The 25,476-nt window shown below is 48.8% G+C and carries 21 protein-coding genes and 1 tRNA gene; 12 read left to right on the top strand and 10 right to left on the bottom strand.

What is annotated here, in order from left to right:
• Positions 1–63: 63 nt before the first annotated feature.
• The 3 genes from NDA01_RS13655 to NDA01_RS13645 form a co-directional block, all read right to left on the bottom strand.
• The gene (locus NDA01_RS13655) at positions 64–1,758 is read right to left on the bottom strand and encodes a serine/threonine protein kinase (protein WP_348228354.1); all 1,695 of its coding nucleotides are present in this window, start codon (positions 1,756–1,758) and stop codon (positions 64–66) included.
• Positions 1,759–1,802: 44 nt separating this feature from the next.
• Positions 1,803–3,983 carry a BamA/TamA family outer membrane protein gene (locus NDA01_RS13650; protein ID WP_348228353.1) on the bottom strand — a complete coding sequence of 727 codons (2,181 nt, stop codon included), beginning with the start codon at positions 3,981–3,983 and terminating at the stop codon, positions 1,803–1,805.
• A 473-nt stretch (positions 3,984–4,456) separates the two neighbouring features.
• Positions 4,457–4,978 (bottom strand): DUF2062 domain-containing protein, encoded by a 522-nt coding sequence (locus NDA01_RS13645; RefSeq protein WP_190560035.1) that lies wholly within the window; start codon positions 4,976–4,978, stop codon positions 4,457–4,459.
• Positions 4,979–5,245: 267 nt separating this feature from the next.
• Between NDA01_RS13645 and NDA01_RS13640 the strand changes: the two genes are divergently transcribed.
• Positions 5,246–5,327: transfer RNA gene (locus NDA01_RS13640), tRNA-Leu, on the top strand.
• 199 nt (positions 5,328–5,526) lie between these two features.
• Here the strand turns inward: NDA01_RS13640 and NDA01_RS13635 are convergent.
• Both NDA01_RS13635 and NDA01_RS13630 read right to left on the bottom strand, forming a co-directional pair.
• Positions 5,527–7,257: a GUN4 domain-containing protein gene (locus tag NDA01_RS13635; RefSeq protein ID WP_348228352.1), complete on the bottom strand. Its 1,731-nt coding sequence runs from the start codon at positions 7,255–7,257 to the stop codon at positions 5,527–5,529.
• Positions 7,258–7,390: 133 nt separating this feature from the next.
• Positions 7,391–10,024: a CPBP family glutamic-type intramembrane protease gene (locus tag NDA01_RS13630; RefSeq protein WP_348228351.1), complete on the bottom strand. Its 2,634-nt coding sequence runs from the start codon at positions 10,022–10,024 to the stop codon at positions 7,391–7,393.
• Positions 10,025–10,386: 362 nt separating this feature from the next.
• On the opposite strand from NDA01_RS13630, the gene NDA01_RS13625 reads away from it, so the two are divergent.
• Positions 10,387–11,802 (top strand): glycoside hydrolase 100 family protein, encoded by a 1,416-nt coding sequence (locus tag NDA01_RS13625; RefSeq protein ID WP_348228350.1) that lies wholly within the window; start codon positions 10,387–10,389, stop codon positions 11,800–11,802.
• A gap of 181 nt (positions 11,803–11,983) precedes the next feature.
• On the opposite strand, the gene NDA01_RS13620 is transcribed toward NDA01_RS13625, so the two are convergent.
• From NDA01_RS13620 to NDA01_RS13610, 3 genes are read right to left on the bottom strand one after another with little or no spacing between them, the layout of a single operon-like run.
• The gene (locus tag NDA01_RS13620; RefSeq protein WP_348228349.1) at positions 11,984–13,384 is read right to left on the bottom strand and encodes an NAD(P)(+) transhydrogenase (Re/Si-specific) subunit beta; all 1,401 of its coding nucleotides are present in this window, start codon (positions 13,382–13,384) and stop codon (positions 11,984–11,986) included.
• On the bottom strand, positions 13,381–13,674 hold the full coding sequence (locus tag NDA01_RS13615; RefSeq protein WP_190433308.1) for an NAD(P) transhydrogenase subunit alpha part 2: 294 nt from the start codon (positions 13,672–13,674) through the stop codon (positions 13,381–13,383). Before NDA01_RS13615 ends, NDA01_RS13620 begins: the two co-directional genes overlap by 4 nt.
• 4 nt (positions 13,675–13,678) lie before the next feature.
• Complete coding sequence (locus NDA01_RS13610) at positions 13,679–14,854, bottom strand: Re/Si-specific NAD(P)(+) transhydrogenase subunit alpha (RefSeq protein ID WP_190560027.1); 1,176 nt, start codon at positions 14,852–14,854, stop codon at positions 13,679–13,681.
• A 1,063-nt stretch (positions 14,855–15,917) separates the two neighbouring features.
• On the opposite strand from NDA01_RS13610, the gene NDA01_RS13605 reads away from it, so the two are divergent.
• The 10 genes from NDA01_RS13605 (at position 15,918) to NDA01_RS13560 (ending at position 23,163) form a co-directional block, all read left to right on the top strand.
• A complete protein-coding gene (locus tag NDA01_RS13605) occupies positions 15,918–16,451 on the top strand; it encodes a DUF2808 domain-containing protein (protein ID WP_190553643.1) in 534 nt (177 codons plus the stop codon).
• 82 nt (positions 16,452–16,533) lie between these two features.
• Complete coding sequence (gene rpmH / locus NDA01_RS13600; RefSeq protein ID WP_190433302.1) at positions 16,534–16,671, top strand: 50S ribosomal protein L34; 138 nt, start codon at positions 16,534–16,536, stop codon at positions 16,669–16,671.
• A gap of 41 nt (positions 16,672–16,712) precedes the next feature.
• Complete coding sequence (gene rnpA, locus NDA01_RS13595) at positions 16,713–17,087, top strand: ribonuclease P protein component (protein WP_190553642.1); 375 nt, start codon at positions 16,713–16,715, stop codon at positions 17,085–17,087.
• Positions 17,087–17,485, top strand: a complete 399-nt coding sequence (locus NDA01_RS13590; protein ID WP_348228348.1) for a PH domain-containing protein — start codon at positions 17,087–17,089, stop codon at positions 17,483–17,485. The genes rnpA and NDA01_RS13590 overlap by 1 nt, the downstream gene beginning before the upstream one ends.
• 189 nt (positions 17,486–17,674) lie before the next feature.
• A complete protein-coding gene (yidC, locus tag NDA01_RS13585; RefSeq protein WP_190553640.1) occupies positions 17,675–18,817 on the top strand; it encodes a membrane protein insertase YidC in 1,143 nt (380 codons plus the stop codon).
• 43 nt (positions 18,818–18,860) lie between these two features.
• Positions 18,861–19,388 (top strand): Jag family protein, encoded by a 528-nt coding sequence (locus tag NDA01_RS13580; RefSeq protein ID WP_313930135.1) that lies wholly within the window; start codon positions 18,861–18,863, stop codon positions 19,386–19,388.
• Between the two features lie 94 nt (positions 19,389–19,482).
• Positions 19,483–19,986, top strand: a complete 504-nt coding sequence (locus NDA01_RS13575) for a YceD family protein (protein ID WP_190433292.1) — start codon at positions 19,483–19,485, stop codon at positions 19,984–19,986.
• 27 nt (positions 19,987–20,013) lie between these two features.
• A complete protein-coding gene (locus tag NDA01_RS13570; protein ID WP_348228347.1) occupies positions 20,014–21,537 on the top strand; it encodes an AAA family ATPase in 1,524 nt (507 codons plus the stop codon).
• Positions 21,538–21,634: 97 nt separating this feature from the next.
• Positions 21,635–22,093 carry an SH3 domain-containing protein gene (locus tag NDA01_RS13565; protein WP_348228346.1) on the top strand — a complete coding sequence of 153 codons (459 nt, stop codon included), beginning with the start codon at positions 21,635–21,637 and terminating at the stop codon, positions 22,091–22,093.
• 140 nt (positions 22,094–22,233) lie between these two features.
• On the top strand, positions 22,234–23,163 hold the full coding sequence (locus NDA01_RS13560) for a peptidoglycan-binding domain-containing protein (protein ID WP_348228345.1): 930 nt from the start codon (positions 22,234–22,236) through the stop codon (positions 23,161–23,163).
• Positions 23,164–23,204: 41 nt separating this feature from the next.
• Here the strand turns inward: NDA01_RS13560 and NDA01_RS13555 are convergent, their stop codons facing one another.
• Entirely contained in the window at positions 23,205–23,660 is a 456-nt protein-coding gene (locus tag NDA01_RS13555) for a Fur family transcriptional regulator (protein WP_190433285.1), read from the bottom strand.
• A 193-nt stretch (positions 23,661–23,853) separates the two neighbouring features.
• Positions 23,854–25,101: an RNA polymerase sigma factor SigC gene (gene sigC, locus NDA01_RS13550; protein WP_348228344.1), complete on the bottom strand. Its 1,248-nt coding sequence runs from the start codon at positions 25,099–25,101 to the stop codon at positions 23,854–23,856.
• Positions 25,102–25,476 lie beyond the last annotated feature (375 nt).

Here is a 25,476-nt window from a genome sequence, read left to right as displayed (position 1 = left end):
ATCGCTTAGGAAAACGCAATACTCTACAACAATCGGCATCAACATCAGAAAGCAGGGCGCTACCTAATGCAAATCTGCATCCCACACCCCGATGTAAATCCGATCGCGATCATCTCGCTGGATGACACCCTTCACGCCATTGCGCTCAAACGAATATTGGTTAGTTTGGCGATCGCGCACTTGGCGTAAGGCTGCTTCAATCTCCTCGCTAGACCTGCCACTTAGCATGCCATTCAGTGCCGTTCGCATCACCAATGGGTCAGCCGATGGCGGAAAAGACGCTTCCGTTTGCCGCACTTGATTGGAGTCGCGATCGTAGATGTAGCCCAGGTTCACGCCATTGCCCAAGTCATATAAAGCCGAGCGGGTGTTGGGCCAATAGCCTGCTTTTAGGCTAGCGGGTGCTCCTAATAATTGTTCCACTTCACTTTTTGACGCGCCCGTGGGAATTCCGCGCACGGGTTGGTTGGTTGGAATCGTCGAGCTGCGATCGCCCGCCTCGTTTTTTGTTGGTTTCTCATCGGGTTGGTCCAATGGTTCCTCAAAACTGATCGGCGGAGAAGGCTCTATGACTGGAGTAGGAGTAACGGTGGGTGAAGGTTCTGGCGGTGGAGGCTCAGCAGGCGTGATGCTGGGTGAAGGAGGTGCAGGAGCAGGCGTGGATGTAATCGCTGGACTAGGGGATACACTCGAAGTCACCGTGGTTTCTGTCGCGGGTTGGCGAAACTTGAGTGCCACAGTTCCTAGAGCTACGGCAGCTACAGTTGCGATCGCTACGCCTCCCAAGAGCAGAGGTAACGGCATGCCAGTGCGCGTAGCAGGAATTACGGCATTCGTAGCATTGCCCGCTGGCGTTGCTTGAGGTGATGCCTCGCGATTTCGGGGAGCGACTGCCACCGTAGCTACCGTTTGGGTTGCCCCTACAGGAGCGACGGGAGTTGCAGGTGCCGCTTCTGGAAGCATTGCTAACCACTCATCGACCGTGGCTGGGCGATAGCGCACTTCCACTGCCATCCCACGCATTACGGCCTGGTTTACTGCTGGGCTGAGTTCGGGCCGTACATCTCGCGGCGCAGGCATTTGTTGGCGATCGCGCAAAATGGAAGCGACTGGAATTTGCGCTGTCAGCAAAGCATACAGAGTTGCTGCTAAACCATAAACATCCGTAGCTGGGGTGCGCTTTTCGTTGGAAACATATTGCTCAATCGGCGCATAACCCGACGAAATCATACTGGTGTGGGTCTGGGTAACCCCAGGGGTAAACTCCCGCGCAATGCCAAAATCAATCAGCACCACTTCTTGAGTGTTTTGGCGCAAAATAATGTTTTGCGGCTTAATGTCTCGGTGTAGCATGCCATTGCGATGCACCACTTTCAGCGCTTCGCTAATCTGCCGCATGTAGTGCACAGCGATCGCTTCTGGCAACGGATGATCTGGAAAAACTACCGCTTCTAGAGTGGGGCCTGGGATATAGTCCATCACCATGTAAGAGCGGTCATCTTCAATGAAAAAGTCGCTCAGCCGCACAATATTGGGATGCACACATAACGCCAATCGCCGCGCTTCATCTTGAAACTTAAGCTCAAACTCGGCATAGTTTGGTTGCTGGCGCATCGATTCATTCAGGGTTTTGATCACCACAGGTTGCCCCAAATAGCGATGGATGGCCTTGAACGTAATGCCAAAGCCACCCCGCCCTAGTTCTTGTTCTAGGGTATATTTGCCACCCTGTAAGGTTTTTCCGAGAAGTGTGTCCATGTCCAGCAGCTAACCGCCAATCGCGCCTTCTCGTTCACTCTAGCTTAGAAACGCTGACCCAGACCGAACTGTAGGCGATCATCACCTTGGTCGTTGATGCCGTAATCAGCCCGGATAATGCCAAGCGGTGATTTGACTCGCACTCCTACTCCATAGCCAAATCCAGTACCTGGTTTCTCCCGCACTGCCCCTGGATCGCCAGGAACCGTGTTGCCAGAGCCTAAATCGGAGGCGAAGTCAGCAAACACGACTCCACTCACAGGTGAGGTCAGAATTGGAATGCGGTATTCCGCTGAGGCCAAGACATAGCTGCGTCCTGTGGCAACTTCCCCTTGGCCGTAACCTCGCACTGTATTCGGACCACCTAAATTAAAAGCGCTATAGGGAGGCAAATCACCAATTGTGGTTCCCCCTTGCAAGTTGAAGGCAAATACTTCTGGCTCTTTCTTGCTGGAGTTAATGATGCGGGTGGGGACATATTGCGTGTAGTTCGCTTGCAGGCGATTCGAGAGAATATTGCCCTGTCCCACAGGAATTGATTGAGCGGTGCTGAGTGTCAGTACCGAACCATCGGTGGGGTTGACTGGGTTATTCCGGCGATCGCGGGTGGCCCCAAATGAAACTGTCGTCAGGTCATCAATGCCCGTGCCACTAAAGGATAGAGGATTACCCAACTCATCCACTGGAGAAATCTTGCCATCGCTATCGCGAATGCTGGTGCGGGTGTAGTTTAGTCCCACCGAACCTTGCCAATCGCCTAGCGGTCTTTGGAGCGTGACACCGCCCCCAAATTTGCCTTCACGAACTTTGTCGCCGTTGGGTAGGCCGATGTCCTCGTTGAAGGTGGAGGAGAGACCCCGTTTGCGGAAGGCATCGACTTGATAGCCAATCTTGTCGGGTTGACTGACTCGGTAAGGGCTCTTGAAGTTGACATCAAACTGCACATCCCGACGACCTACCAGCACATTGCCGCCGACGCTCTGGCCCACACCCCCAATATTTTGGTCTTGGTAGTTGACGGTGCCATAAATGCCGCTATCTTCGCTGTAGCCAGCTCCCACATTCACTGCTCTCGGCGGACGCTCGGTCAGGTTGTAGGTGACATCCACCTGCCGCGAATCACCGTTTAATGTGATCTCGGCGTTGTCAAACAAGCCCAATTGATAGAGTCGTTGTAAATCTTGGCGAACGACGTCTTCTCGGAAAGTTTGCCCTGGCTGCAACTGAATTTCTCGTCTCAGGAACGACTCTTGAGTTCTACCCTGAATCGTTTTGCCTTCCTCATCGACAGTTTCTCCTTTGTCATTGACGAAGAGGAAGTTGATTTTACCAACCGTTCCTTCAGCCACTTCTACGGTAACAACGCCGTTTTGGCTGGGTTCAATGGCAACCACCCGCGCTAAGGAGTAGCCATTTTGCTTGTACCAATCGTTAATGTTGCGCCCCCCTTGATCGAGCGCGGCAGGGCTAATTTGATTGCCGAGCTGAGTCGCAAACAATTCTTGAGCGATCGCAGGAGTGAGTACCTTCGCCCCAGTCAATTGCAGCGATCGCACCACCACTGGCGTCACTTGATAGGTGACATCTAAGCCTGTGGCATTGCTGCGGCTACTAACATTGGCATTGGCAAATAACCCACTATTCAAAATGCGGCTGACATCGTCTTGCAACTGACTTTGGCTCGTGGTGCCGCCTGGGCGGGTGCGGATCACGTTGCGTACTACTTGTTGCAGTTCTTCGTTGACCCCTACGATTTTTACATCGGTCGCAGTCACCACCAAATTCCCATTGGCGTTATTGGTTTTGGGTGGCGTAGTCGTTCGGCTGGGTGTGGCAGCGACTTGCGGAGATGGGGCGATCGCGTTGGGGCGAGCCGTGGTTGTAGGAGTTGGCGCAGTTGTAGTTGGCGCAGGGAAACTAGCAGGCCGAGTCTGAGATTCAACGGGTGCCGTTGGAACTACGACAGCAGGTTGATATTGCTGGTAGTACTGGGCGCTGTCACTCGGCTGGGTTGTGCTCTCTGAAAACTGCTGAGCCACTAAGGTTTCTGGCGGAGCGATCGCTTCTACTGGCGTGGGTGCAGTGGTTTCGGCAGGGACGACAAAATTATTCGCTGTAGGCTGTGGGACGACGGCTTTCGGTGCCTGACCAGCACTCGCTTGGTGAGTTAAATCCCAGCCTGCCACAGCAGCTAGGGTACAAAGTGCAAGAGTTGGGACACGCATAACAGTCACTTCGTTTGTCAATCTGGGTTTAATTCGTCACAAAAGGCTTTTCTCGCCATGCCTACAACATTTGCTTGTAATGAATCGGGTTCAGCGTCAACACTGCCCTCTATTTTGCCTTGCTCTTTGCTTTAACCTTTAAAGGCAACCTGTCAGTTTGTATAAGGTTGCAGAAATACATTAATTGCTTCATGAACTGTTGAAAAACTCAAACAAGTCCTGTGATTTAGCAAGGAGCTAAACCTTCACACCACAAAATTAAGTTTGAATGGCAAATGTTGTCTAGTAACCTGAGCGAGCAGGAGTTGTAGCCGTCAACGTCACCGCATAATATCTGGGTTGCGTTGGCTGCTTTGTTAACTTTGACTGCAACCCAACTCATCAAGTTCCAGGCTGCTGCGATCGCTGTTCAGTTGTTGCTACGGCTGACTTAATCTCGCGATCGCATCAACCTACGTTTTGGTGACTAACTGTTAGTGCCACTGGGAGCGATCGCGATACCTCAAAGGCTTATAGAAACGCGCCTTCCGTCGCTTTAATCGGCGAGCCGCATTGCGCCGCTGAATTGCATCAACGACTGGAATACCCACGAAATAGCTAACTACTGCAAAGGCCAGCCCGACAATCAAACAGCCCATCAAGTAGCCAGTAATAAAGTCCGTGCCTAAGGCAAGAAAGCTATCGAGCGATCGCAAATTTTCTGTTGGCAAATCTTCCCACTCTCGCCCTAGCACTGACTGTCCAACATGAAAGTTAAATGCAGTTAACGGTAGAGTTGTCAAAGGATTGCTAAACCAAGTTCCTGCCGCCGCTGCCAATTTACTGCCACGAACAACGGCTGCGCTCACAACTGCGATCGCCATTTGCAATCCGGGTAGCGGAAACATCCCCCAAAAAATCCCCAAGGCGAATCCCCGCGAGATCTGCTCAGGTGTCGCTTGCAACCGGACGAACCTCAGGTAAAGATAACGGAGCCCCCGTTGCCACTGCTTCATGACTTAATGTGTTCCTACGTCCCTAAACAAAAATTACACGGGAGTAGATCAATATTCCGTATCTACTTTAGAGATTGTCCTCTCTATTTTAAGTTATGAAAATTTGGTTCCTCTTGGCTCCTTCTCCAGGTGGAAAGCCGATCCCCCGCCCTAGAGTGCTGAAGTTGAGGCGATCGCCCCTAGTTCTAACGTTCAATTTCAACAATTATTCGCTATCAGTAGTTGATTTTCGCTTAGCTCTGCTATCATAGTTAAGCCAGATAACAGGCGGATGTGGCGGAATTGGCAGACGCGCTAGATTTAGGTTCTAGTTCCTCACGGAGTGAAGGTTCAAGTCCTTTCATCCGCATTAAAAATTAAAAGCAAAACCCTTACAATTTTTTGAAATGTAGGGGTTTTGCTTTTAGGGAAAGAACTGCTGTAGCTAATTACTTTCACCATTAAGTCGCACGTGCCCAATTTGAACAGTGCCAGGTATCCGACTTTGAAATACCGATGCTGCCGTAGGAACAGTTTTAGACGCAAAGCGCTAGAAACTTCCAAAAGCTTTATATCTTGCACTGTAAAAGTCTCAATGCAAGAGCATAGAAACACAGATTCAAACGTCTACGCTCAAAGGTACCACAGTCATCTCGCCTATTTTTAAACAAAATCGGGAGGTGACCAATTGGTGCTTCTGTACTGCTGTAATAAAAATCGTAGTATTCGACCCACTCATTATTTTTACGCCAGCCGACGCGATCGCAAAACTGATGCCACCAGGCTTTATCGTCTGAATAGAGGCTGCAATACGGTTTGCCACCACATTCTAGATAGATTTTCTTTTGCACACTAAAGCCAAATCTACCGTTGCTGTACTTTGTCCAGAGGCGATCAATCGTCTTGAGGTCAGTGCAAGGAAAGCTTAACGGTTCCAAGTACCATAAGTCACGTAAATCCAAAGGCAAAGCATCTTCCCTCAGTGCACCGATCAGGAGATGGGTAGCTGCTAGATCCAAATCGAAAACTTCTTCACTCATTGCTCTAGTCATGATTAGGTAAGTTGCGAAGTCTGCTCCGTTCCAGTCTCCTGCTTGTAACAGATCTCGCAATCTTGTGTAATCAACTCCTATTTCAGAGCTGAGGTCGTCTTCTAGATTTTGAGGCGAAGGTGTTGCAACGGCCTTCGACAAGGTAGAAGATTGGGTAGTAGTAGGAGTTGCTGGTGGGGGCGCGCTGCAACCAACACCATAAGCCTCAAGTATTAGTTGCACATCCTCATCTCGTAGCTTCAATACCCGTTGGAGATAATGCAGATCATTCAAACTGGCGGTACTTATCTGCGGGTCGTATTCCAGTATCTCTAGCAGGGCTTGCTCAACTACTTGCATCTTGGCCCAGAATCCTTCATAGGGTTGCCAAACTTCCTGGCAAATCTGTTTGTCAGAAGACAGACCAACCCTGTTGCCGAGATAGTTCAACCAAAATTTCTCGTGTCGTAATAATTTACCTTTTTTCGACTCAATAGAGGCCTGTAAGTTTTTTCGGTAGATCAGCTCTGCATCTCCTTTCGGTGCCTGAGTTAGAAGAATTTTGTCGCCCTCGATTGTATAGATTTCTGGCTGGATAGCGGGTGCTGATGCCTGTACCCTTTTTGTGGCATATTCATGCAATTCATCTACAAAAATTTTGCCGTCACCGTTGCGATCGGCGGCTCCAGTCTCTAATCCTTCTATCAAATAGCGAGTATAGATACCCAATTCTTCTTTTTCGTAAGAAAATTGGATTGCAGCGGAGGAAGTTAGCACCCCGCGACCTTCGCCCCCTAGCTGTGCTTTGATATAAACCACTTCATCTGCCTGCTTCACTTTCTTATCGTTGCAAAAAGCACTACTAAAGCAACAATCTAAAATTAGTACTTGCTGTTTAGAGGGGCTACTATTCATGCAGTTTTGGATAAAGCTCGCAGGAACCTCTGTGCTAGTCGTGAAAATTCGTCTTTTTTGAGGTCTCTGGGTATAGAAGGTCGCAAGGTAAAGCGTGCCGTTGTCATCCTTGACTGCATGCCCAGAAAAGTAGAGCAAGATTAAGTCATTTTGGCTGCGGTCTTGAAACAGTTTTGCGATCGCTAGTTGCATTTGTGTCGCGTCAGGGTTCAGTAGCAACTCCACGACATCAAAATCACCGACTTCAGGCTTTTGTAAAACACGCTGCATCTCTTGCATATTTGCTTGATTGTCAGGTGCTTCTAGCTCCTCTTGATAGTCGGTGATCCCAATCAGCAGCGCGATCTTTGCCATACCTATAACGCTATTGTCATTTATGACTTCACTACTCTAGCTTTGCGTTGATCAATGCGTTCCAGCGCTTACCGCCAGGCATCTCACCACGGACTAAACGAGCCTTAGCCAGCCCACTACTGAATGCCATCAATTATGGATGCGATCGCTTCTCTAGCTCAGAACTGGAAAGCTTTGAGTTGGGTGATGGAGCTAGATTGAGTTTTGCATATCCGCCTAAACCGATTAGCCAGACCACCACAACGACCCAATGAACAAAAGCGATCGCCCATAAAGAGCCTGTTACCGCATAGACCGCTGTACAAGTCACTCCTAACAACCCTGTCAAAATTAGAAAAATGGGGTTTAGAAAAGTAATTGCACCAGCCTTATACAGAGTCTTGCCGTTTAGCGGGTGATAGAGGATGAACAGCAGTAGACTCAGCACTGCCCATCCGCTCCAGATATACCAGGCCACTCCCACCGTGGGATGCGGCAGTAGTAACACTCGGAAGCCTAATTCCTCTAATAGCGCTGGCGTGAGTAATGCTCTTAATGCCAGCAAACCATAGCTGAGCCAATTGGCAGACCAAAGGTTGACTTGTAGAAAACCAGAGGCAAAGCCTAGGGGTAAAGCGATCGCTCCATACAGGAATAGCAGCCCCACTGTGATGATCCAGCCTCGTAGATCAGAAGGATTCAGAGCGCTCAAAACCCGGTTGAGCAAAATAGAAGCGATCGGAGCTTTCGCGACTGGAACGGTCAACTGACCCAATAACGCAGTTGGTGCAACGGGGACGATATCTGGGTTCCAGCCGCCGACTTGATTCGTACGAAGAAACCAGAGCTGTGCTCCATGTTGTAAAAATAGGTTAGCCAATTCATCTTGGGCTTGTCGGGGAATCATAGTTCGCCAACTGGTCAACCCTGCTAACGGGTCACGGCTACTCGTAAAGTCTGGTTGAGAATTGGTGCCCGCTAAAACAGTTGCGTTTTGCTGCCAGTCCGATCGCAAAATCCCTAGCGGAATCAGCCGCTGTTCGAGATCCTTGGCTAAGGATACGAGCTGCTGAAACCGTAGGGTTTGCTCATCCTTAGGATGGGCAGCTAGCCAACTTTGGATGGCTGGTGTGGAACTGACTTGCTGCTTGATATGCAGAATTGTGGCATAGAGAGCTTGGTTAGAGTCTTGCACACAAGAGGTTGCAGGCGTTACGGTAGCGCTCCCTGTACCATCTCCCACTCGATACCGCGCCATCATTACCTGTAACTGTTGCTGAAATTCTCTTAGGGGCGAGAGCGTGATGCCACCGAAGTCATAGTCGCGTAGCACTGGGTCAAATTTCACCAGGACATCTGAAACAGGCCGAGTTCCCAACCAGCCCCACTGTAAGTTCCCCATGTAATTAGGCCAGGTTGTGGTGCCCGAAATAATGGCATTGGGATTGTGGGCGTAAACCTGCTGATACTGGACATCAAACTGTAACTCTTGGGTCAGCGGCTCACGAACTACTTCAGCTAGCCCATAGGAAAAGTGGCCCGTGACGGTATAACCCAAGGCTGCTTCTGCTTTTCTGCCACCAATACCGCCGAAGGTATGTAAAACGATCGCGCGATCGCCTAGCTTCCACTTGAAAGGTCTTGCTTTAGCCTTCGTGACGGTTGAGCCAGGTTTAACTAAAACTTTCCGAACAGTGCCTTTCTGCGTTTCCACCTTCTGCCAGTTTTGCTGGTTGATGTAAGTGAGTCCTGCTGGATGACCTAAGACGACTCGATCGGACTGCAACTGTAACAGCGATCGCGGCTGAATCGCTTGCACCACAAAAACTCCCTCAGCACTTTTAGCCCCATAAATGTACCAGCCTGCTTTTCCAGCGGGGGAAGTTTCGATGTGGCGGGGAGTTGAGGGCGCAATGCCGCTACGTCCAGCAAGTTGTTGTGGGATGCGGACTGTTTCTAGAACTCCATCAAATTTTTTAGAAGCTGGATTGTAGTGTTGGACGCGAAAAAACTCATGAGTGCAGAAAGGGGGTTTTGAGCAGAGGCTGGGTGCTATTTGCTTACCTGCATGGTCATCTACGCCTAAAATTTTTACCAACCCGTACAAGCGTCCTGTGGCCAAAACAGGTTCTTGACTAATCTGGAGAATACTGGGATAGTCACCTGCTGGAAGTACGGTGACATCCTTGAGCGTGACGATGACATCATCATTGGGTCTAGCTCCAGCTAAAGACTGCAACGGCCCTACATCTTTATGACCATTAAGGCGATCGGGATGAATATTGCCTTGCTGTTTACTGGTCTCAGTCCTAGCCGTAAAGCTGACATTCTGCGTGACGGCTCGCACATAAGCTTGGACTTCTAGCTGGGGACTCCATTCCAACCGGACAACTCTCCCAACTAAGCTTTGCGCCTCACTGGGTGCGTGTTGCACTTCTAGCCAAACCCAATCTGAAGCTGAGGCATTATTTGCTTGATCAACTTGCAACTGCTGAGTATCTGGCAGCTTTGGGTCAGACAAGCCTGGACTGGGTAAGATCAGCCGACCCACCCACTCTCCCACAGGTTGATAGGGATCGGTTGGCAGTTTTTGGCTCAGAGGATAAAACTGGGGTTGATTGAAGCTTAACTGTGAATGAATTGCGTAGTCAGTTGCCTGGATCGCTGACTTGGGTTTAGGAGCAAGTAATAAGCAGACGATCGCTGCCAATGCTGCCAACAAAACAAAAACACCTAAACGGTATTTCCCGCTCTGGCATAACTTTTGTTTGATGCTTCGTAGAGCCATTTTTGTGCAGCCATAATGTTGTGCTTTGGTAGTGGCACTTGGGAAAGTACTTTAGTTCAAGCATTGTTCCCATCTTCCGACCATTCACCACTAAATTTCATTGCCCATACTGATTGTTTAAAGAATCAGCTAAGGCGTTTTCCTGCCACAACTCACAAAATTCTGCTCAATGCCATAGCCCTATTGATGCGATCGCTTTCCTAGGTTAGAAGCGAAGGGTTTTGAGTTGCGCTAAGTTGAAACAGCACTTCAACCGAGATAACTCGTAGAATTACACGCAACTCTGCTCCAGCAGCTGAGTCGTAGCGCTATTCATAAGTCTTATAGAGATGTAGACAAAGCAATAGGTGAGGGATGGAACATTGAGCAAAGCAACTTTAGACCAACAAGCAGCACCCCAAGTGGCCAAGTCAGCACTCGAAAAACAGGCATGGGAAGCCCTAGAACAATCCATTATTTATTATCAAGACCGTCCTGTCGGCACAGTAGCGGCCCGCGATCCAGAATTAACAGCCCTTAACTACGACCAGTGCTTTATTCGTGACTTTGTTTCTTCCGCCCTCGTCTTCTTGATTAGGGGCAGAACCGACATTGTTCGCAACTTCCTAGAAGAAACCCTCAAGCTGCAACCTAAGAAACGCCAGTTTGACTGCTCCAAGCCAGGCCGTGGTTTGATGCCAGCTAGCTTCAAGGTTGAGTCGTCTCACGGGCACGAACGGCTCAAGGCAGATTTTGGGGAACATGCGATCGCTAGGGTTGCTCCAGTTGACTCTTGCCTATGGTGGCTAATTTTGCTCCGGGCCTATTTCAAAGCCACCCACGACGAAGAATTAGTCAGTCGAGAAGATTTCCAGCAAGGGATTCGGCTGATTGTTGAGCTTTGCCTAGTCGCTCGGTTCGATATGTACCCCACGCTGCTGGTTCCAGACGGCGCTTGTATGATTGACCGTCGAATGGGGCTGTATGGTCACCCGCTAGAAATTCAATCTCTGTTTTACGCCGCCTTGCGCTCTGCCCAAGAGTTGTTGCTGCCTACCAAACACAATCGATATTTCATCGATGCGATTAACTCTCGTTTGGAGCCAGTCACGAAGCACATTCGCGAAAACTATTGGTTAGATACTCACCGCCTGAATGTCATTTACCGTTACAAGGTGGAAGAGTATGGCGAGCAAGCACTCAACCAGTTCAATATCTACTCTGATTCCATCCCGTTCTATCAACTTACCGAGTGGTTGCCTCCAGAAGGCGGTTACCTAGCAGGAAACCTAGGGCCATCGCAAATCGACTGCCGTTTCTTTGCCGTGGGTAACTTGATGGCTGTACTTTCTAGCCTGTCGAGCAAGAAGCAATCTCAAGGAATTTTGCAGCTCATCGAGTCTCGTTGGGAAGATCTCGTTGGAGACATGCCGATGAAGCTTTGTTATCCAGCCCTAGAAGATCAAGGTTGGAAAATCCTCACTGGATGTGACCCCAAAAATCGACCCTGGTCTTATCACAACGGCGGCAGCTGGCCCGTTTTACTTTGGATGTTGGCAGCAGCAGCCCAGAAGGCAGGTCGGCCAGAAATTGGCAAACAAGCCCTCAAAATTGCCGAGGATCGCCTAGCCGAGGATGAATGGCCCGAATATTATGACGGTAAAAATGGGCGACTGATTGGTAAAGAAGCCAGAAGATACCAAACCTGGACGATCGCGGGTTATTTACTTGCTAAAGAGCTAATTCAGAAACCTAGCAACCTCTCGCTCATCTGTTTCGAGGAATTGGAGTTTGATTAGTTTGATTAACGGTTAAAGTCAAGAATCAAAACCGTTAGAGTCAGGTTTTGCGGTTCCTCCGAACTCTGAGTTCTGGCTTTTGACTCCTATCTTCATCATTGCTCAAGCGATCGCCCAAAACGTCTATAAAAAAGAGGGATACAAGTGCTGTACCCCTCTTCTTACGTTTAAAGTCTCTGATCTAGAGTTGCTTCACTTCCGAAACTAACTTGTCTACCACTTCTTTAGCACCGCCAAACATCATCATCGTTTTGTCTTTGTAGAACAAATCGTTATCGACTCCCGCAAAGCCCGTGCTCATTCCCCGCTTAATCACAATTGTGTGTAGTGCCTTGTCTACTTCTAAGATGGGCATACCGTAGATCGGGCTGCTAGCATTATCCCGTGCCGCTGGATTCACGACATCGTTGGCTCCAATTACCAAGGCGACATCCGTGCGATCGAGGTCTGGGTTAATGTCTTCCATGTCGCAGAGCTGGGGGTAGGGCACATTCGCTTCAGCTAGCAACACGTTCATGTGACCAGGCATCCGACCCGCTACCGGATGGATGGCGTACTTCACAGTCACATTCAGTCTTTCCAATTGGTCAGCCAGTTCTCGGACTGAGTGTTGAGCTTGAGCAACTGCCATGCCATATCCCGGTACAATCACCACTGAGCGAGCATAGCCCAGCATCATTGCACCTTCTTCTGGGTCGATGGAGTGAATCACTTTGTCGCCCTGAGCGCCTTCGGCTGCAGTTGCAGCAGCACCACTGCCAAAAGCACTGAACAACACATTAGTGAGCGACCGGTTCATCGCCTTACACATAATCTGGGTCAAAATGATCCCAGAGGCACCGACCAAAGCACCCGCGATGATCAGCATGTTGTTACCCAGGATGAACCCTGCTGCACTAGCCGCCAAGCCAGAGTAAGAGTTCAGTAGCGAAATGACGACTGGCGTATCTGCTCCCCCAATCGGGATCACAAATAGCACCCCCAAAAGCAAGGAAATGCCGACTAATCCCAAAAAGACGGGGACATTATGAGGCTCAACTATTAGGTAAGCACTGCCAGCCAAGAAGACAAGTAAGAGCGATAGGTTGAAGGGTTGTTGGAACCCGAAGGTAATAGGGGCACCGGGCATAATGCCTTGCAGTTTAGCGAATGCGACCAAACTACCTGTAAGGGTTACACCCCCAATCAGCACTCCTAGGATTGTGGTGATAGTGGCTTCTAGAGGCACTGTGGCAGCAGAGCCAAGCAGCCGCCAAAACTCAGCAACAGCAACTAGAGCTGAGGCAGCACCACCTAACCCATTGAGCAGACCCACCATCTGGGGCATTTCGGTCATGGCGACTCTTTGGGCCGCGATCGCCCCAATCACAGAGCCAGCAGCAATGCCCAACAAAATCATTTCGTAGTTGAGCACATTGCGATCGAGCAAGGTAACGACGACGGCGATTAACATCCCAACCGCCGCGATCGTGTTGCCTTGCCGAGCTGTAGCGGGTGACCCTAGACGCTTCAAACCAATGATGAATAGAGAAGAGGCAATTAAGTAGCTTAGTTCAATACCAGTAGGACCAAAGATGCTCATGCCTTCACCTCTTTTTTCTTAAACATTTGCAGCATCCGGTCTGTGACTAGAAAGCCACCGACGACGTTGATGGTTGCGAGAACGATGGCAATCAAGCCCAAAATGACGCTGAGATTGGAGTCTCTGGGGCCAGCCACTAGTAAGGCACCAATCACAGCAATGCCTGAGATGGCATTAGAGCCAGACATCAGTGGTGTGTGGAGCGTGGGTGGCACTTTGTTGATCACTTCCACCCCGATAAAAGAGGCAAGGACAAAAACGACGAGTCCGGCAATTAATCCTGCTGCCATTGCTTTAGTGGCTCCTTTCCATTACTTGTTCGTTGTTTGCGGCCAAGGCATCTTTAATCCGTTGGTTGCGGATTTCTCCCGCATGGGTAATGCAAGCCGCATCAATAATGTCATCAGCAAAGTTCAGATTCAGTGCCTGGTCTTTCACTAAATACTGCACCAAGGTCAAAACGTTCTTGGCGTACATTTGGCTAGCATGGATGGGAACCGAGGAAGGCAGGTTGATGGGGCCAATTACAGTCACACCATTGACCAGTACGTCCTTTCCTGGCTTAGTACAGGCACAGTTGCCGCCTTGCTCCGCCGCTAAATCGACGATCACCGAGCCTGGTTTCATTTGAGCTACCATTTCTTCAGTGACGAGCAGAGGTGCTTTTCTGCCCGGAACTTGAGCCGTGGTGATCACAGCATCAGCGGTCTTGACATGCTCAGCTACTACTTCGCGCGATCGCTGTTTAGCGGCCTCAGAAATTTCCTTGGCATATCCACCCGCTGCCACGGTATCTTCTTCGATTGGCACCTCGATAAATTTTGCGCCCAAGCTTTGCACTTCTTCCTTGACCGCAGGACGAATATCAAACGCTTCTACTACAGCACCGAGGCGGCGAGCAGTGGCGATCGCTTGCAGACCTGCCACGCCCGCCCCCATGATGAAGACCTTGGCAGGTGGAATTGTGCCCGCTGCTGTCGTCAACATCGGGAAGTATTTAGGCATTGCTGCCGCCGCAATTAGCACAGCTTTATAACCTGCAACACTGGCTTGAGACGACAAAGCATCCATACTTTGCGCTCGCGTGGTGCGTGGAATCATCTCCATACTGAAAGCAGTAATCTTGCGCTCTGCCAAACGCTGAGCCAAAGTTGGAGTGCCTAAGGGATCGAGGAAGCCAATTACCACTTGGCCTTCGTGCAACAAATCGGCTTCATGCTGACCATCTCCTCGCTCTTGGAGGGGCGACACTTTCAGCAGCACGTCAGCTTCTCCCCAGAGAGTCGCTGTATCGCTCACAATTTTGGCTCCGGCGGCTTCGTAGGTAGCATCCGAGAAACAAGCTCGTTCCCCAGCACCCGCTTCTACCAAGACTTCTATTCCCTGCTTCACTAAACGAGCCACCGTATCTGGGATCAGAGCAACCCGACGCTCACCGACTTCACTTTCTTTAGCAACCGCTATTTTCATGAACTCTCCTTCGTAATCAATATCAATGACTCGTCACTCTTTGAAATGGCAATTAATGTCGTGAAATTTCGACTGCTACCTGACCTCAGCCTGGAGCTGGGCCTCGATTTATTAAAAGGTAATTGTGAAACTTAAGCAGTAAAAACTCCAACCCATCAATTCATCGCCAGCAAAGCAAAAACAAAAAGGGGGCGATCGCTTACTTTTGCTGGTAAAACACACATCAGCTACTCTTCACATCTGCTTTACTGCTGATACTAACGACAATAAAGCTCTGTCAGCTTTTTCAGCACAGCACCTAGCCTGTTTAGTAAAGGCTAGCCGGATCTATTACTAAGTGGCTGAGAAGCTTTTTTCAGGCTGAGCCTTGTCGTCATGGCAGCAAATCTTCAGGTTTCAAAACCTCAAACAGCAGACTCGTCAACTTAGTTTTGGGTTAAGAGCGACATTTCTACCATAACTAATGTCAAACTTTAACCTCCGAGTGTGATGCTGGTTTCAATAGCACTCCTGCTATTATTTTCCCTTTCAAGCCAGCGATCGCACGTTGTCGAAAGACAAGCTCTACTTCATCTTGGCTAACTCGGCCATACTGTCCTGAGCAGTGATAACGGATGCGGTTAGCTTGTAAATTTACTTGACTTAGAACAAACAATTCAAGAAATTCCCAGGTAAGCGTAGAGGTGTATTTTGCATAGTATGTTGATCCCCAAAATCAGATTGGTATCTTTAACTTGTTTTAATAGATTTCAATATTTAAAGACACAACTTTGAAGACATTACTTAGTAAAACCAGGCCCTCTAAATCCTGAAAGCAAATTAAGTGCTTCTGAGGGTCGTCCTGATTTGATTAGGTAGTGCAGTAACCTAAAACCTGAGCAGCCAGATATAAAGCTGTATTAGTGATTTTTCTCAGTGGATGAGCCTAGCTTGGGTTAATGGCACTTTTTCCCTTGGCTCGGCGTCACTCAGCCCAGTTGGAACTTCATCAATCCTGGTAAAGTCAATATTGATGAAGTTTTGCAACTGAATCACTCAACCCTATTGTCCACGCACAAAGCTTATGTTCTCTAAGAAATTGATGGCACGAGGCGCTTTCTCAACTCTTGCGATCGCAGGTTGCTTATTGGGTTCAATTCCTGCCATTACATTGGCTCAAAGCTTACCTGGATTGACCATTTTTAGTGGTGTTAAGCCAGAATATCGGCTCAGTTACCGCTTAGACTTTGGGGGGCATACCAACGGTTGGGATCGCTATCGACTCCGAGTTCCAGCTAAGAAAATGAAATTAGCAGTAGCTCAATTCAGCATTACTTACCCCAACTACTACAAAGGTAAGTTCGATAAAGACGATATGGAGATTCGGGTCAAAGGTAAGAGTGTTCCCCTCCAAGAAGTGAATTGGAATAAAGAGAACCGAGTCATTGAACTGATTCCCGAAGAACCCATTCCCGCCAACAGCGCTGTTGAATTAGTGTTCTCCAACGTTAAAAACCCTTCCAATCCTGGCATCTTTTACTTCAACTGTCAGATTCTGTCTCCCGGTGATGTGCCGCTGTTACGCTACTTGGGCACTTGGGAACTCAGCGTTAGCTAATCAGTGCGAAATCGATGGTACGATGATAGACTGTGGCTTTTTTCACGCTTAATCGATTGGCACGTTTGGAGCAACTTGAACTATGACTCAGCGGACTTTGGGTGGTACCTCTCGCAAAAGAAAAAGAACTTCCGGGTTCCGGGCCCGCATGCGTACTAAGAATGGCCAGCGAGTCATCAAGGCCCGCAGACAAAAAGGCCGTCAACGTCTTGCAGTCTAGGCAGTACTTATTGCAATCAACGGAGTGGCTCGAAGACTGAAGTGTCCCTGCCCCAGTCAAATCGGCTTAAACGGCGACAAGACTTTAGTGCCGTTTATCAAGGTGGAATTCGTCGCTCGACGGCGAACATAACCTTACGAGCCTTAAACAAACAAGGTCATCTCAACCATTCCAGCCACTCTCCAGCACTACCAACTCAGATTGGTATTTCTGTTAGTCAAAAAGTCAGTAAACGTGCTGTAGTTCGCAATCGCCTAAAGCGACAAATTCGGGCTGCTCTACGACGGTTTTTGCCCCAGCTACCTCTGGGCTGGCAGCTAGTAGTTGTGGTGCGTCCCCCTGCCGTTCAGTGCGATTATCATCAAATTCTGCGAGAATTAGAGCAGTTGTTGGCAGATGCTGAGGTTTTAAGGTAATGGCGACTAACGAGGAATCATACTACGAGGGCGGTCCTCACATTGGCGATCTGATCATCAACCTTTTGTTAGGATTCACCATTATTTGTATCCCCCTAAGCGTTGGGGCCATTGTTCGTGCCCTGTGGGTTCGTTATCGCATTACCAATCGTCGCATTTCTGTCACTGGTGGTTGGATGGGACGCGATCGCTCCGACATCATCTACTCCGAAATTGCCAAGATCGTCACTGTACCTCGTGGACTGGGTGCTTGGGGTGATATGGTCATCACCTTAAAAGATGGCAGCCGTCTAGAGCTGCGCTCGGTGCCTAACTTTAGAGAGGTCTACGACTACATCAACGACAAGCTCTCTACAAGGGCTCAGCAAGCAAGCGGTGCAGTGGGCGCTAAATCCTAACTCCCTGAATGCAGCGATAGAGAGCGACAGAGCGGCTTTCTAAGCATTCAGTAACTAAGTTTGCGATCGCCAAGACTTGCTACCTTCAGCCCTTTAAGGGCTTTATTTATGTCAATGCCTCTCCAGGCTGAATTAATATCAGATAGATTAGATTAGAACATTCAGAGCACGTAGGTTGACTTAGAGCGAATGGACTTCGGTGTAGGATTTCTCTCCAACAATGTCATGCTGCCAATCCTGGACTTTTTCTACGGGATTGTGCCTAGTTACGGTCTAGCCATCGTGGCTCTGACACTAGTAATTCGCTTTGCCCTTTATCCTCTCAGCGCTGGCTCGATCCGGAGTATGCGTCGGATGCGCGTCACCCAACCCGTTATGCAGAAGCGGGTCAAGGAAATTCAAGAGCGTCACAAAGACGATCCTGCTAAGCAGCAGGAGGAAATGAGCAAAATTTACAAAGAGTTTGGCAATCCGCTGGCAGGCTGCTTTCCTGTTTTGCTGCAAATGCCGGTGCTATTTGCCCTCTTTGCAACGCTGCGTGGTTCACCGTTCTCAGATGCTAACTACAGTGTCAATCTGCAAATCCTACCTCAGGAGCAGATTACTCAGGTTCAGCCTCAAGCGTTTGCAACTTCTCCCCAGAACATCTTTATCGCTGACAAGGTCCACGCACCTGTTGTTGCCCTCCTGCCAGGTGGTAACCGGTTAGCCGTTGGAGAAAAAACCAAAATTGAGTTTCAAACCGTAGATGGCAAGCCTCTAGGTACGCTATTAGAAGAGCATCCTGAAACCAAAATCCAACCTAGCTGGAAAATCACCAAAGGCGAAGATCGAGTTCGCATTGATGAGAGTGGCAACTTAGAAGCCCTCCAGCCAGGAGAAGTGAGCGTTCAGGGTGTCGTCCCAGGCTTGGCAGCAGACAAAGGATTTCTGTTCATTGATGCCTTAGGTCGAGTTGGAGCCTTTGATGACGATGGCACGATCCATTGGGACATCGTTGGCATGGTGCTCTTCTTTGGTATCAGCTTGTACATCAACCAAATCTTGTCGGGTCAAGGACCTAATTCCAATCCCCAACAGGCAACGGTCAACAAGATTACGCCAATTATCTTCTCTGGGATGTTCTTGTTCTTCCCGCTTCCAGCTGGTGTTTTGATGTACATGCTGCTAGCTAACATCTTCCAAACCTTCCAAACCTTTATTCTGTCACGGGAGCCTCTACCCGAAAACTTGCAGAAGATTGTGGATGAAGAGGCCAAAACCTCTGGTGGTAGTGGTACAGACAGAGAAGCCCTTCCTTTTGAACCAGGACGGGCTAAGAAAAAGGCCTAACTGGAGTAATCGGCATATTTACTTTCCGGAGGACGGTCATCGCGTGCAACAAGGTCGAGAGTGGCTTCAGGAATTATTGAGCTTGGTGGATCTACCAGCAGATGTGCAAGTCGCTGAGCAAGCGGCCCATGACCCTACCTCAACACAGTCTGGTACTGAAGCAACCCTAGAAGATAGGGCTAGCTATTGGCTGACCATTGATGAAACAGGCCTGACTCCGGAACAAATTCAACAACTGACGGGGCCTAATGGGGCCGTCTTGGACGCGCTCCAATATCTTGCTAATACTATTCTCAACCTAGGCCAAGCTGAGGATCAGCAAAAAGCCTACACGATTGAGTTAGCAGGATATCGCGCCCGCCGTCAAGCTGAGCTGCAATCTTTGGCAGAGCAGGCAGCGGACCAAGTTCGCCAGACGGGTCAAGAGGTGGAGATGAAAGCGCTCTCTTCAGCCGAGCGACGGCAGATTCACACTTTCCTAAAGGTGTATCCTGACTTGGAAACCTATAGTCGAGGCCGAGAACCTGATCGGCGCTTAGTGGTGAAGCAGACGCAGACAGAACCTAGCTAACTGAGCTGTCTAATCTACCATCGCAGCTAAATTCACAGCTATAAATTGCTAGGGTAGAGTAACATCTCAACTTTTTGACTGGCACAGAATCTGTATGGACGCCATTTACATCCCTCAGTTAACGAGGGCTCCTGAGCAGACAGAAGTTCTTGAGTTTAAAGAGTTTCTTCCCGATCTGGAAACTTTGACTCCTGTTCAGGGACAGCTCAAGGTCACTCATCGCGGCAATTATTTAGAAGTCTCAGTGCAGGCCGAAACCATTATTACTTTGGCTTGTCATCGTTGCTTGCAAAACTACAATCATCGGTTGGCTGTGGATGCTTCCGAGCTTATCTGGTTGGATGAGTCGGCTGGTGATGCAGATGCAATTATTTTAGACCGCGAAGTGGGTCTAGAAGATTTAGTAGAAAGCTTATCGCCTCAAGGCAACTTCGATGCTGCTAAATGGCTCTACGAGCAGCTATGTTTGGCGATTCCTCAGCGGCAGCTATGTGACCCAGCTTGTACTGGCATTAAGTTATCCGACTCACTCTCTTCTTCAGGAACGGATAGTCGTTGGGCTTCTTTAGAGGCCTTGAGAAAACAGCTACCTTCTTGATCCCACTGTTCTGAGTTGGATGGTTTTATGAACTTTAGCAATGAGTTCGAGCTACTGCTACGAGCTCGCTACCCCTTGATCTATATTCCAACCCGTGAAGAAGAGCGGGTAGAAGCGGCGATCGCGCAGTCTGCTAAGCACCAAGGTAATCGCGCAGTTTACATCTGGGATTTTGTCGATGGCTATCAGGGCAACGCTAATGATGCAGGCTTCGGTAAGCGCAATCCTCTACAAGCCCTAGAATTTGTCGAAAAACTACCTGCAACTGCTCCTGCTATCTTCATCTTGCGTGACTTTCATCGCTTTGTAGAAGATGTTTCTGTTTCGCGTAAACTGCGGAATTTGGCTCGATTGCTCAAATCTCAGCCTAAGAATGTCGTTCTCGTTGCGTCGCAGATCACCATTCCAGATGAGCTGAGCGAGGTTATCACTGTTTTAGAGTTTCCATTGCCTGCTCCTGAGGATATCCAGGTTGAGATTGAGCGCCTGCTGGTGTCAACAGGCCAATCTCTCGAAGGCCGAACGCTAGATGATTTGGTGCGCTCTTGTCAAGGTCTTTCCATCGAACGAATTCGGCGGGTGTTGGCTCGAGCGATCGCCACACATCGTGAACTGCAACCAGATGATGTGGATTTGATCCTAGAAGAGAAACGGCAGACCATCCGCCAGACGCAAATCTTAGATTTTTACCCTGCTACCGAAAGAATTTCAGACATTGGTGGTTTAGATAACCTCAAAGATTGGTTATTGAGACGGGGGGGTGCTTTTTCTGAGCGAGCCCGACAGTATGGTTTACCGCATCCTAGAGGTATGCTATTGGCTGGAATTCAGGGAACTGGTAAGTCCTTAACCGCTAAAGCGATCGCTCACCACTGGCATTTGCCCTTACTGAGACTAGATGTAGGACGACTATTTGCTGGTTTGGTGGGTGAATCAGAATCTCGAACTCGGCAAATGATTCAGCTGGCTGAAGCGCTAGCTCCCTGTGTGCTGTGGATTGACGAAATTGACAAAGCTTTTTCAGGATTTGACAGTAAAGGAGACGCTGGGACGACTAGCCGCGTCTTCGGCACTTTCATTACCTGGCTAGCAGAAAAGTCTTCTCCTGTTTTTGTGGTTGCAACTGCCAATAACGTCCAGGCGTTGCCACCTGAAATGTTGCGTAAGGGCCGATTTGACGAAATCTTCTTCGTCGGCTTGCCCAGTCAAGAAGAACGTCGAGCTATTTTCTCGGTGCATTTGTCTCGTTTAAGATCTCACAATCTAAAGAGTTACGACTTGGAGCGCCTCGCCTATGAAACTCCTGACTTCTCAGGCGCAGAGATTGAGCAAACCATCATAGAGGCAATGCATATCGGGTTTAGCCAAAATCGGGACTTTACGACTGACGATATTCTGGAGGCGGCTAGTCAAATGGTTCCTTTGGCTCAAACAGCACGGGAGCAAATTCAATTTCTTCAGGATTGGGCGGCGGCTGGCAAAGCGCGTTTAGCTTCTCGGCATGGTGGCTTAAGTAGCCGGGTCTCTCGCTCCATACAGTCTCCTGACTAAAGCGAACTTGCATTTTAGGATTTGTCGGAATTCCTCATCCAAATCCAGATAAATTTGGGAGCAGCAATGTAGAATACAGTCTGATTTGGTTTTAGCCATGAAGTGGTCTGGCCTGATAAACCTAATAAAATTTCTGCTGGGTTTTGCGCTGGCGATCGCCCTCTTGGGACTAGGAGGAGTGGTGGCTGCTCGGTATCTTGTCACTAAACTCACCGCTCCTCCCCCCAGACCAGCGTTTGCTAATGACAAGCCGCTCACTAATAAAGCCGCTACAGTTTCCAAGCCTGCTGGGAATACTCAATCTTCTCAGGTGTCCAGCACTGCCTCAGCTCCAGTTTTAGAACCAGGGGCTTATCAAGCTCGTGTCGTGCAACCGATTGGCTTAATTTTGCGAGATGGCCCTGGCCGCGATTCCAACCAGATTGGTGGTATCGAATTTAACAGCCGAGTTGTGGTGCTAGAGGAAAGCTCTGATAAGCAATGGCAACGAGTTCGCCTGGAAAACAGCGATCGCGCGGGCTGGGTAAAAGCAGGTAACACAGAGCGCTCGAATTAAGTTATGTAGCAACTATAAAATCCCTGTAAAAATACTGAACACCAGTAACCAAATCGCATAAGATATTGGAAAAGTTTCTCAGACCTAGAGCCTGAGAACTTTGGATTTTTCTCAGCTTTTCAGTGCATCGCGGGAAAATTATGGAAAACCTCGCTTATCTTCACCTTGTCTCAAGCTACGAAGCACCTCCAAGGGTTGAATTATTTCCCGCTGCCAAAACCTTAGAACTGTTCAGCGATCTAAATTGGGCAAAACTTTCGAGTGGGTTTTTAATCCGACTGCTCACTGTGATTGCTGGTTTGGCAGTGCTCACCCTAGCTGACCATGTGTTAGCGTTGCCGCTACAACGTGAAGACGAAGGCCCAGAAGTAGAAGTGTTGCAAAGATGTCTGGTCGAGCAAAACTACTTAGACACCAGCACATTTGGTTATTTTGGGTCTAAAACTGAAGCAGCAGTTGTGCAATTTCAGCAAGACAGCGGCTTAACAGCAGATGGTGTGGTTGGTTCTACAACAGCTAGAGCCCTGAATTGTGCTCAACTCAGCTCAAGTTCAGTTTCAGCCACTTCCTACTACAGCAGCGAACCGAGCAATTTTGGTTCAGAGTTCTACAATAGCGCTGTTGATCAGGCAACTGTGTCCTTAGGCGATCGCGGTGCTACTGTTGAAGATTTGCAAAGACGTCTAAACACATTAGGCTACTATTTTGAGCCGATAGATGGGGTCTTTGGTCCAGCAACTGAGCAAGCCGTAATTCAATTTCAGCGCGATCGTAATTTAACGGGGGATGGTGTGGTTGGTTCTGGCACTTGGGCTAGCTTAGGTCGATCCTCTAGTTTTGATACGGCTCGTAGCCCTAACTCAGGCCTTGGGCAAGGTGGTTACCTTGGGGAGAATGCGCGTCCTGCCCAAAAGTTTAGTGTTTTAGAGCTGCAGCGACGACTCAAGGCTAGAGGCTTTTATCCTGGTGCCTTAGATGGCAGTATGGGACCTACGACCCAAAGAGCGATCGCAGCAGCCCAGCGGTTTTATGGAGTGAGCGATCGCGATGTCCGGAACGGGCGCTTCTAGCGCTTGCCCCGATGCGCAAGTTTAGTAACCTAGCTCTGCTTTTAAGCAGGCATTAGTGAACGCTGACAGGTTGGGCAGATCGCATGAATCGACAACTGGCAATCCAGCAAATGATAGCCCTCTTTTTGAGCGGTTTTTGTGCCAATTTTTAGGATCGAGTCACTCTTAAACTCAATCGTCTTATTGCAACGTACGCAAATCAGATGGTGATGGTAATAAGGGTAAGGCTGATTGATTTCATAATGCTTGTGGCCTTCTGCTAACTCTAGCTCACGCAGAATTCCCATCCGAGCCATTAACTTCAGAGTTCGGTAGATGGTAGATAGGCTAATCCGTTCTCCATCTGTTTGTAGTTCGTTATATAGATCTTCGGCACTCAGATGATTCCCTTTGGGAAGGTTCTGAAATACCTGCAAAATTGTCTCTCGTTGGGGTGTAAGACGCCAGCCTCGCTCATTGAGTTCAGCCTTTAGTGAAGACGTTGTGTAGAGAGACATAAGTAAACTTCCCAATAAAGTCTCTTTATTGAGAATGATACACAATCAACAAGGTGATTATCAAGAGAATCGCCTTGTTGACAATAATATTTAATTAGGTACCTAGTACGAACCTACTACTATTTAGAACTTACTCAAAAACCTGAAGAGCAATTGGCAAACAAAAGTCTCTCCAAGCTTTCGCTAGCAGTTGTTAGCTAAGGGATTCTAGATAGTCTCGTACTCGGTTACGACGCTTAGGCTGACGCAGTTTTTGCAAAGCTTTCGCTTCAATCTGACGGACGCGCTCCCGCGACAAGTCTAAAGCTCGGCCAATTTCAGCCAAGGAATAGGGATGACCGTCGCCTAAACCAAAGCGCATTAAGATCACGTCACGCTCACGGCTAGTCAAGTCTGTAAGCAATTGCTGAAGGTCTCGACGTAGGGCTTCCCGCATCAAAATTTCTTCAGGGGATACATCTTCGGTTTCCAGCAAATCTCCTAGTTCTGTATCTTTCTCTTTGCCTACTTTGGTTTCTAGAGAAACAGAGCGGGGGACTCGCAGTAATACTTCTCTAACTTGCGGAGCCGTCATTTCAAGCTCAGTAGCAATGTCTTCAATAGTGGCCGTCCGACCCTTTTCTTGAGAAATCTTGCGCTGAGCTTTTTTGATCTTGTTCAGCTTTTCAGTGATGTGAACTGGTAGGCGAATCGTGCGGCTCTGAGTTGCGATCGCCCGGGTAATTCCTTGGCGAATCCACCAGTAAGCATAGGTGCTAAAGCGATAACCTTTGGTTGGGTCAAACTTTTCTACCGCTCGCTCTAAGCCGAGGGTGCCTTCTTGAATCAAATCAAGCAGCTCTAGGCCTCGATTCTGGTACTTCTTCGCGACAGATACGACCAAGCGCAAGTTCGCTTTGATCATGTGTTCCTTGGCTCGCAGACCTTCTGTTTGAATCTGCTCCAATTCCGCTACTTCTAAGGCTACAACCTCTGCCCAGCGACGCTTCCCTTGGGCTAAAATTGGCTTTAGGTCTGCGACAGTAACGCCTGCTTGGGTAGCCCATCGCTCTAGAGAAGGCCGATGACCTAGCTGAGATGCTAGACAGTCATGGGCTTCAATCAAATCAACATAACGCTTAATTGGTTCATCCCCTGCGGCTGCTACTTCGTTGCGTAACTCTAGCAATCGCATGTAGCGCTGTACCCGCTGCGCTTCTGAAACTTCTTCATCTCGCCCCAATAAGCGAACCCGACCAATTTCCTGGAGATACAAGCGCACTAGATCAGTGGTGCGGCGGCTCACACTTTTACGTAAACCATTAGCTGGATCGGCATACCCCATGTCTAAGTCAACGAGATCATCGGCACTTGGCTCGATGTCTTCATTGTTCAACCGAAAGCTAGTAGCGTTCAGTTGATCGTCATATTCTGCATCAGCGTAAAAAGATGTTGCTGGCATAGTGATCGTCTCAGTCGCTCCGGGTAATTATGGGGCTTGCTAGCTAGGTCTCGCTGCTATTGTTCCCGTCATGTCAGACTTCAGAACGCGGCTGAGAGTTCCAGGGTTAAGTTAGGTCAAGTTTTTCTGACATAACTTGGGTCACGACCATCAGCGGCGAATTGAACAGCCAGGCTTTCTGGGTAGCATTCGAGCTTTAACGGCTCAAGGGCTAGCTTCATGCTTCAATTAGGTCTACAGTAGGCACCCATCTTGTTACTTGCACCAACTTTAGATCTACTTTTTGGTAGATGCAGTTAACCTGTTTAGCTCGTCTATCCAAACTATAAGGAGAGAATAGGCATCCACGAGTGACTCAGGTCCGATGCTAAGTTA

Origin of the sequence: Trichocoleus desertorum AS-A10 (genome assembly GCF_039962155.1) — a bacterium.
Lineage (GTDB): Bacteria > Cyanobacteriota > Cyanobacteriia > FACHB-46 > FACHB-46 > Trichocoleus.
The sequence above is the reverse complement of the archived record's forward strand: the minus strand, read 5'-3'. Positions and strand labels throughout refer to the sequence as shown.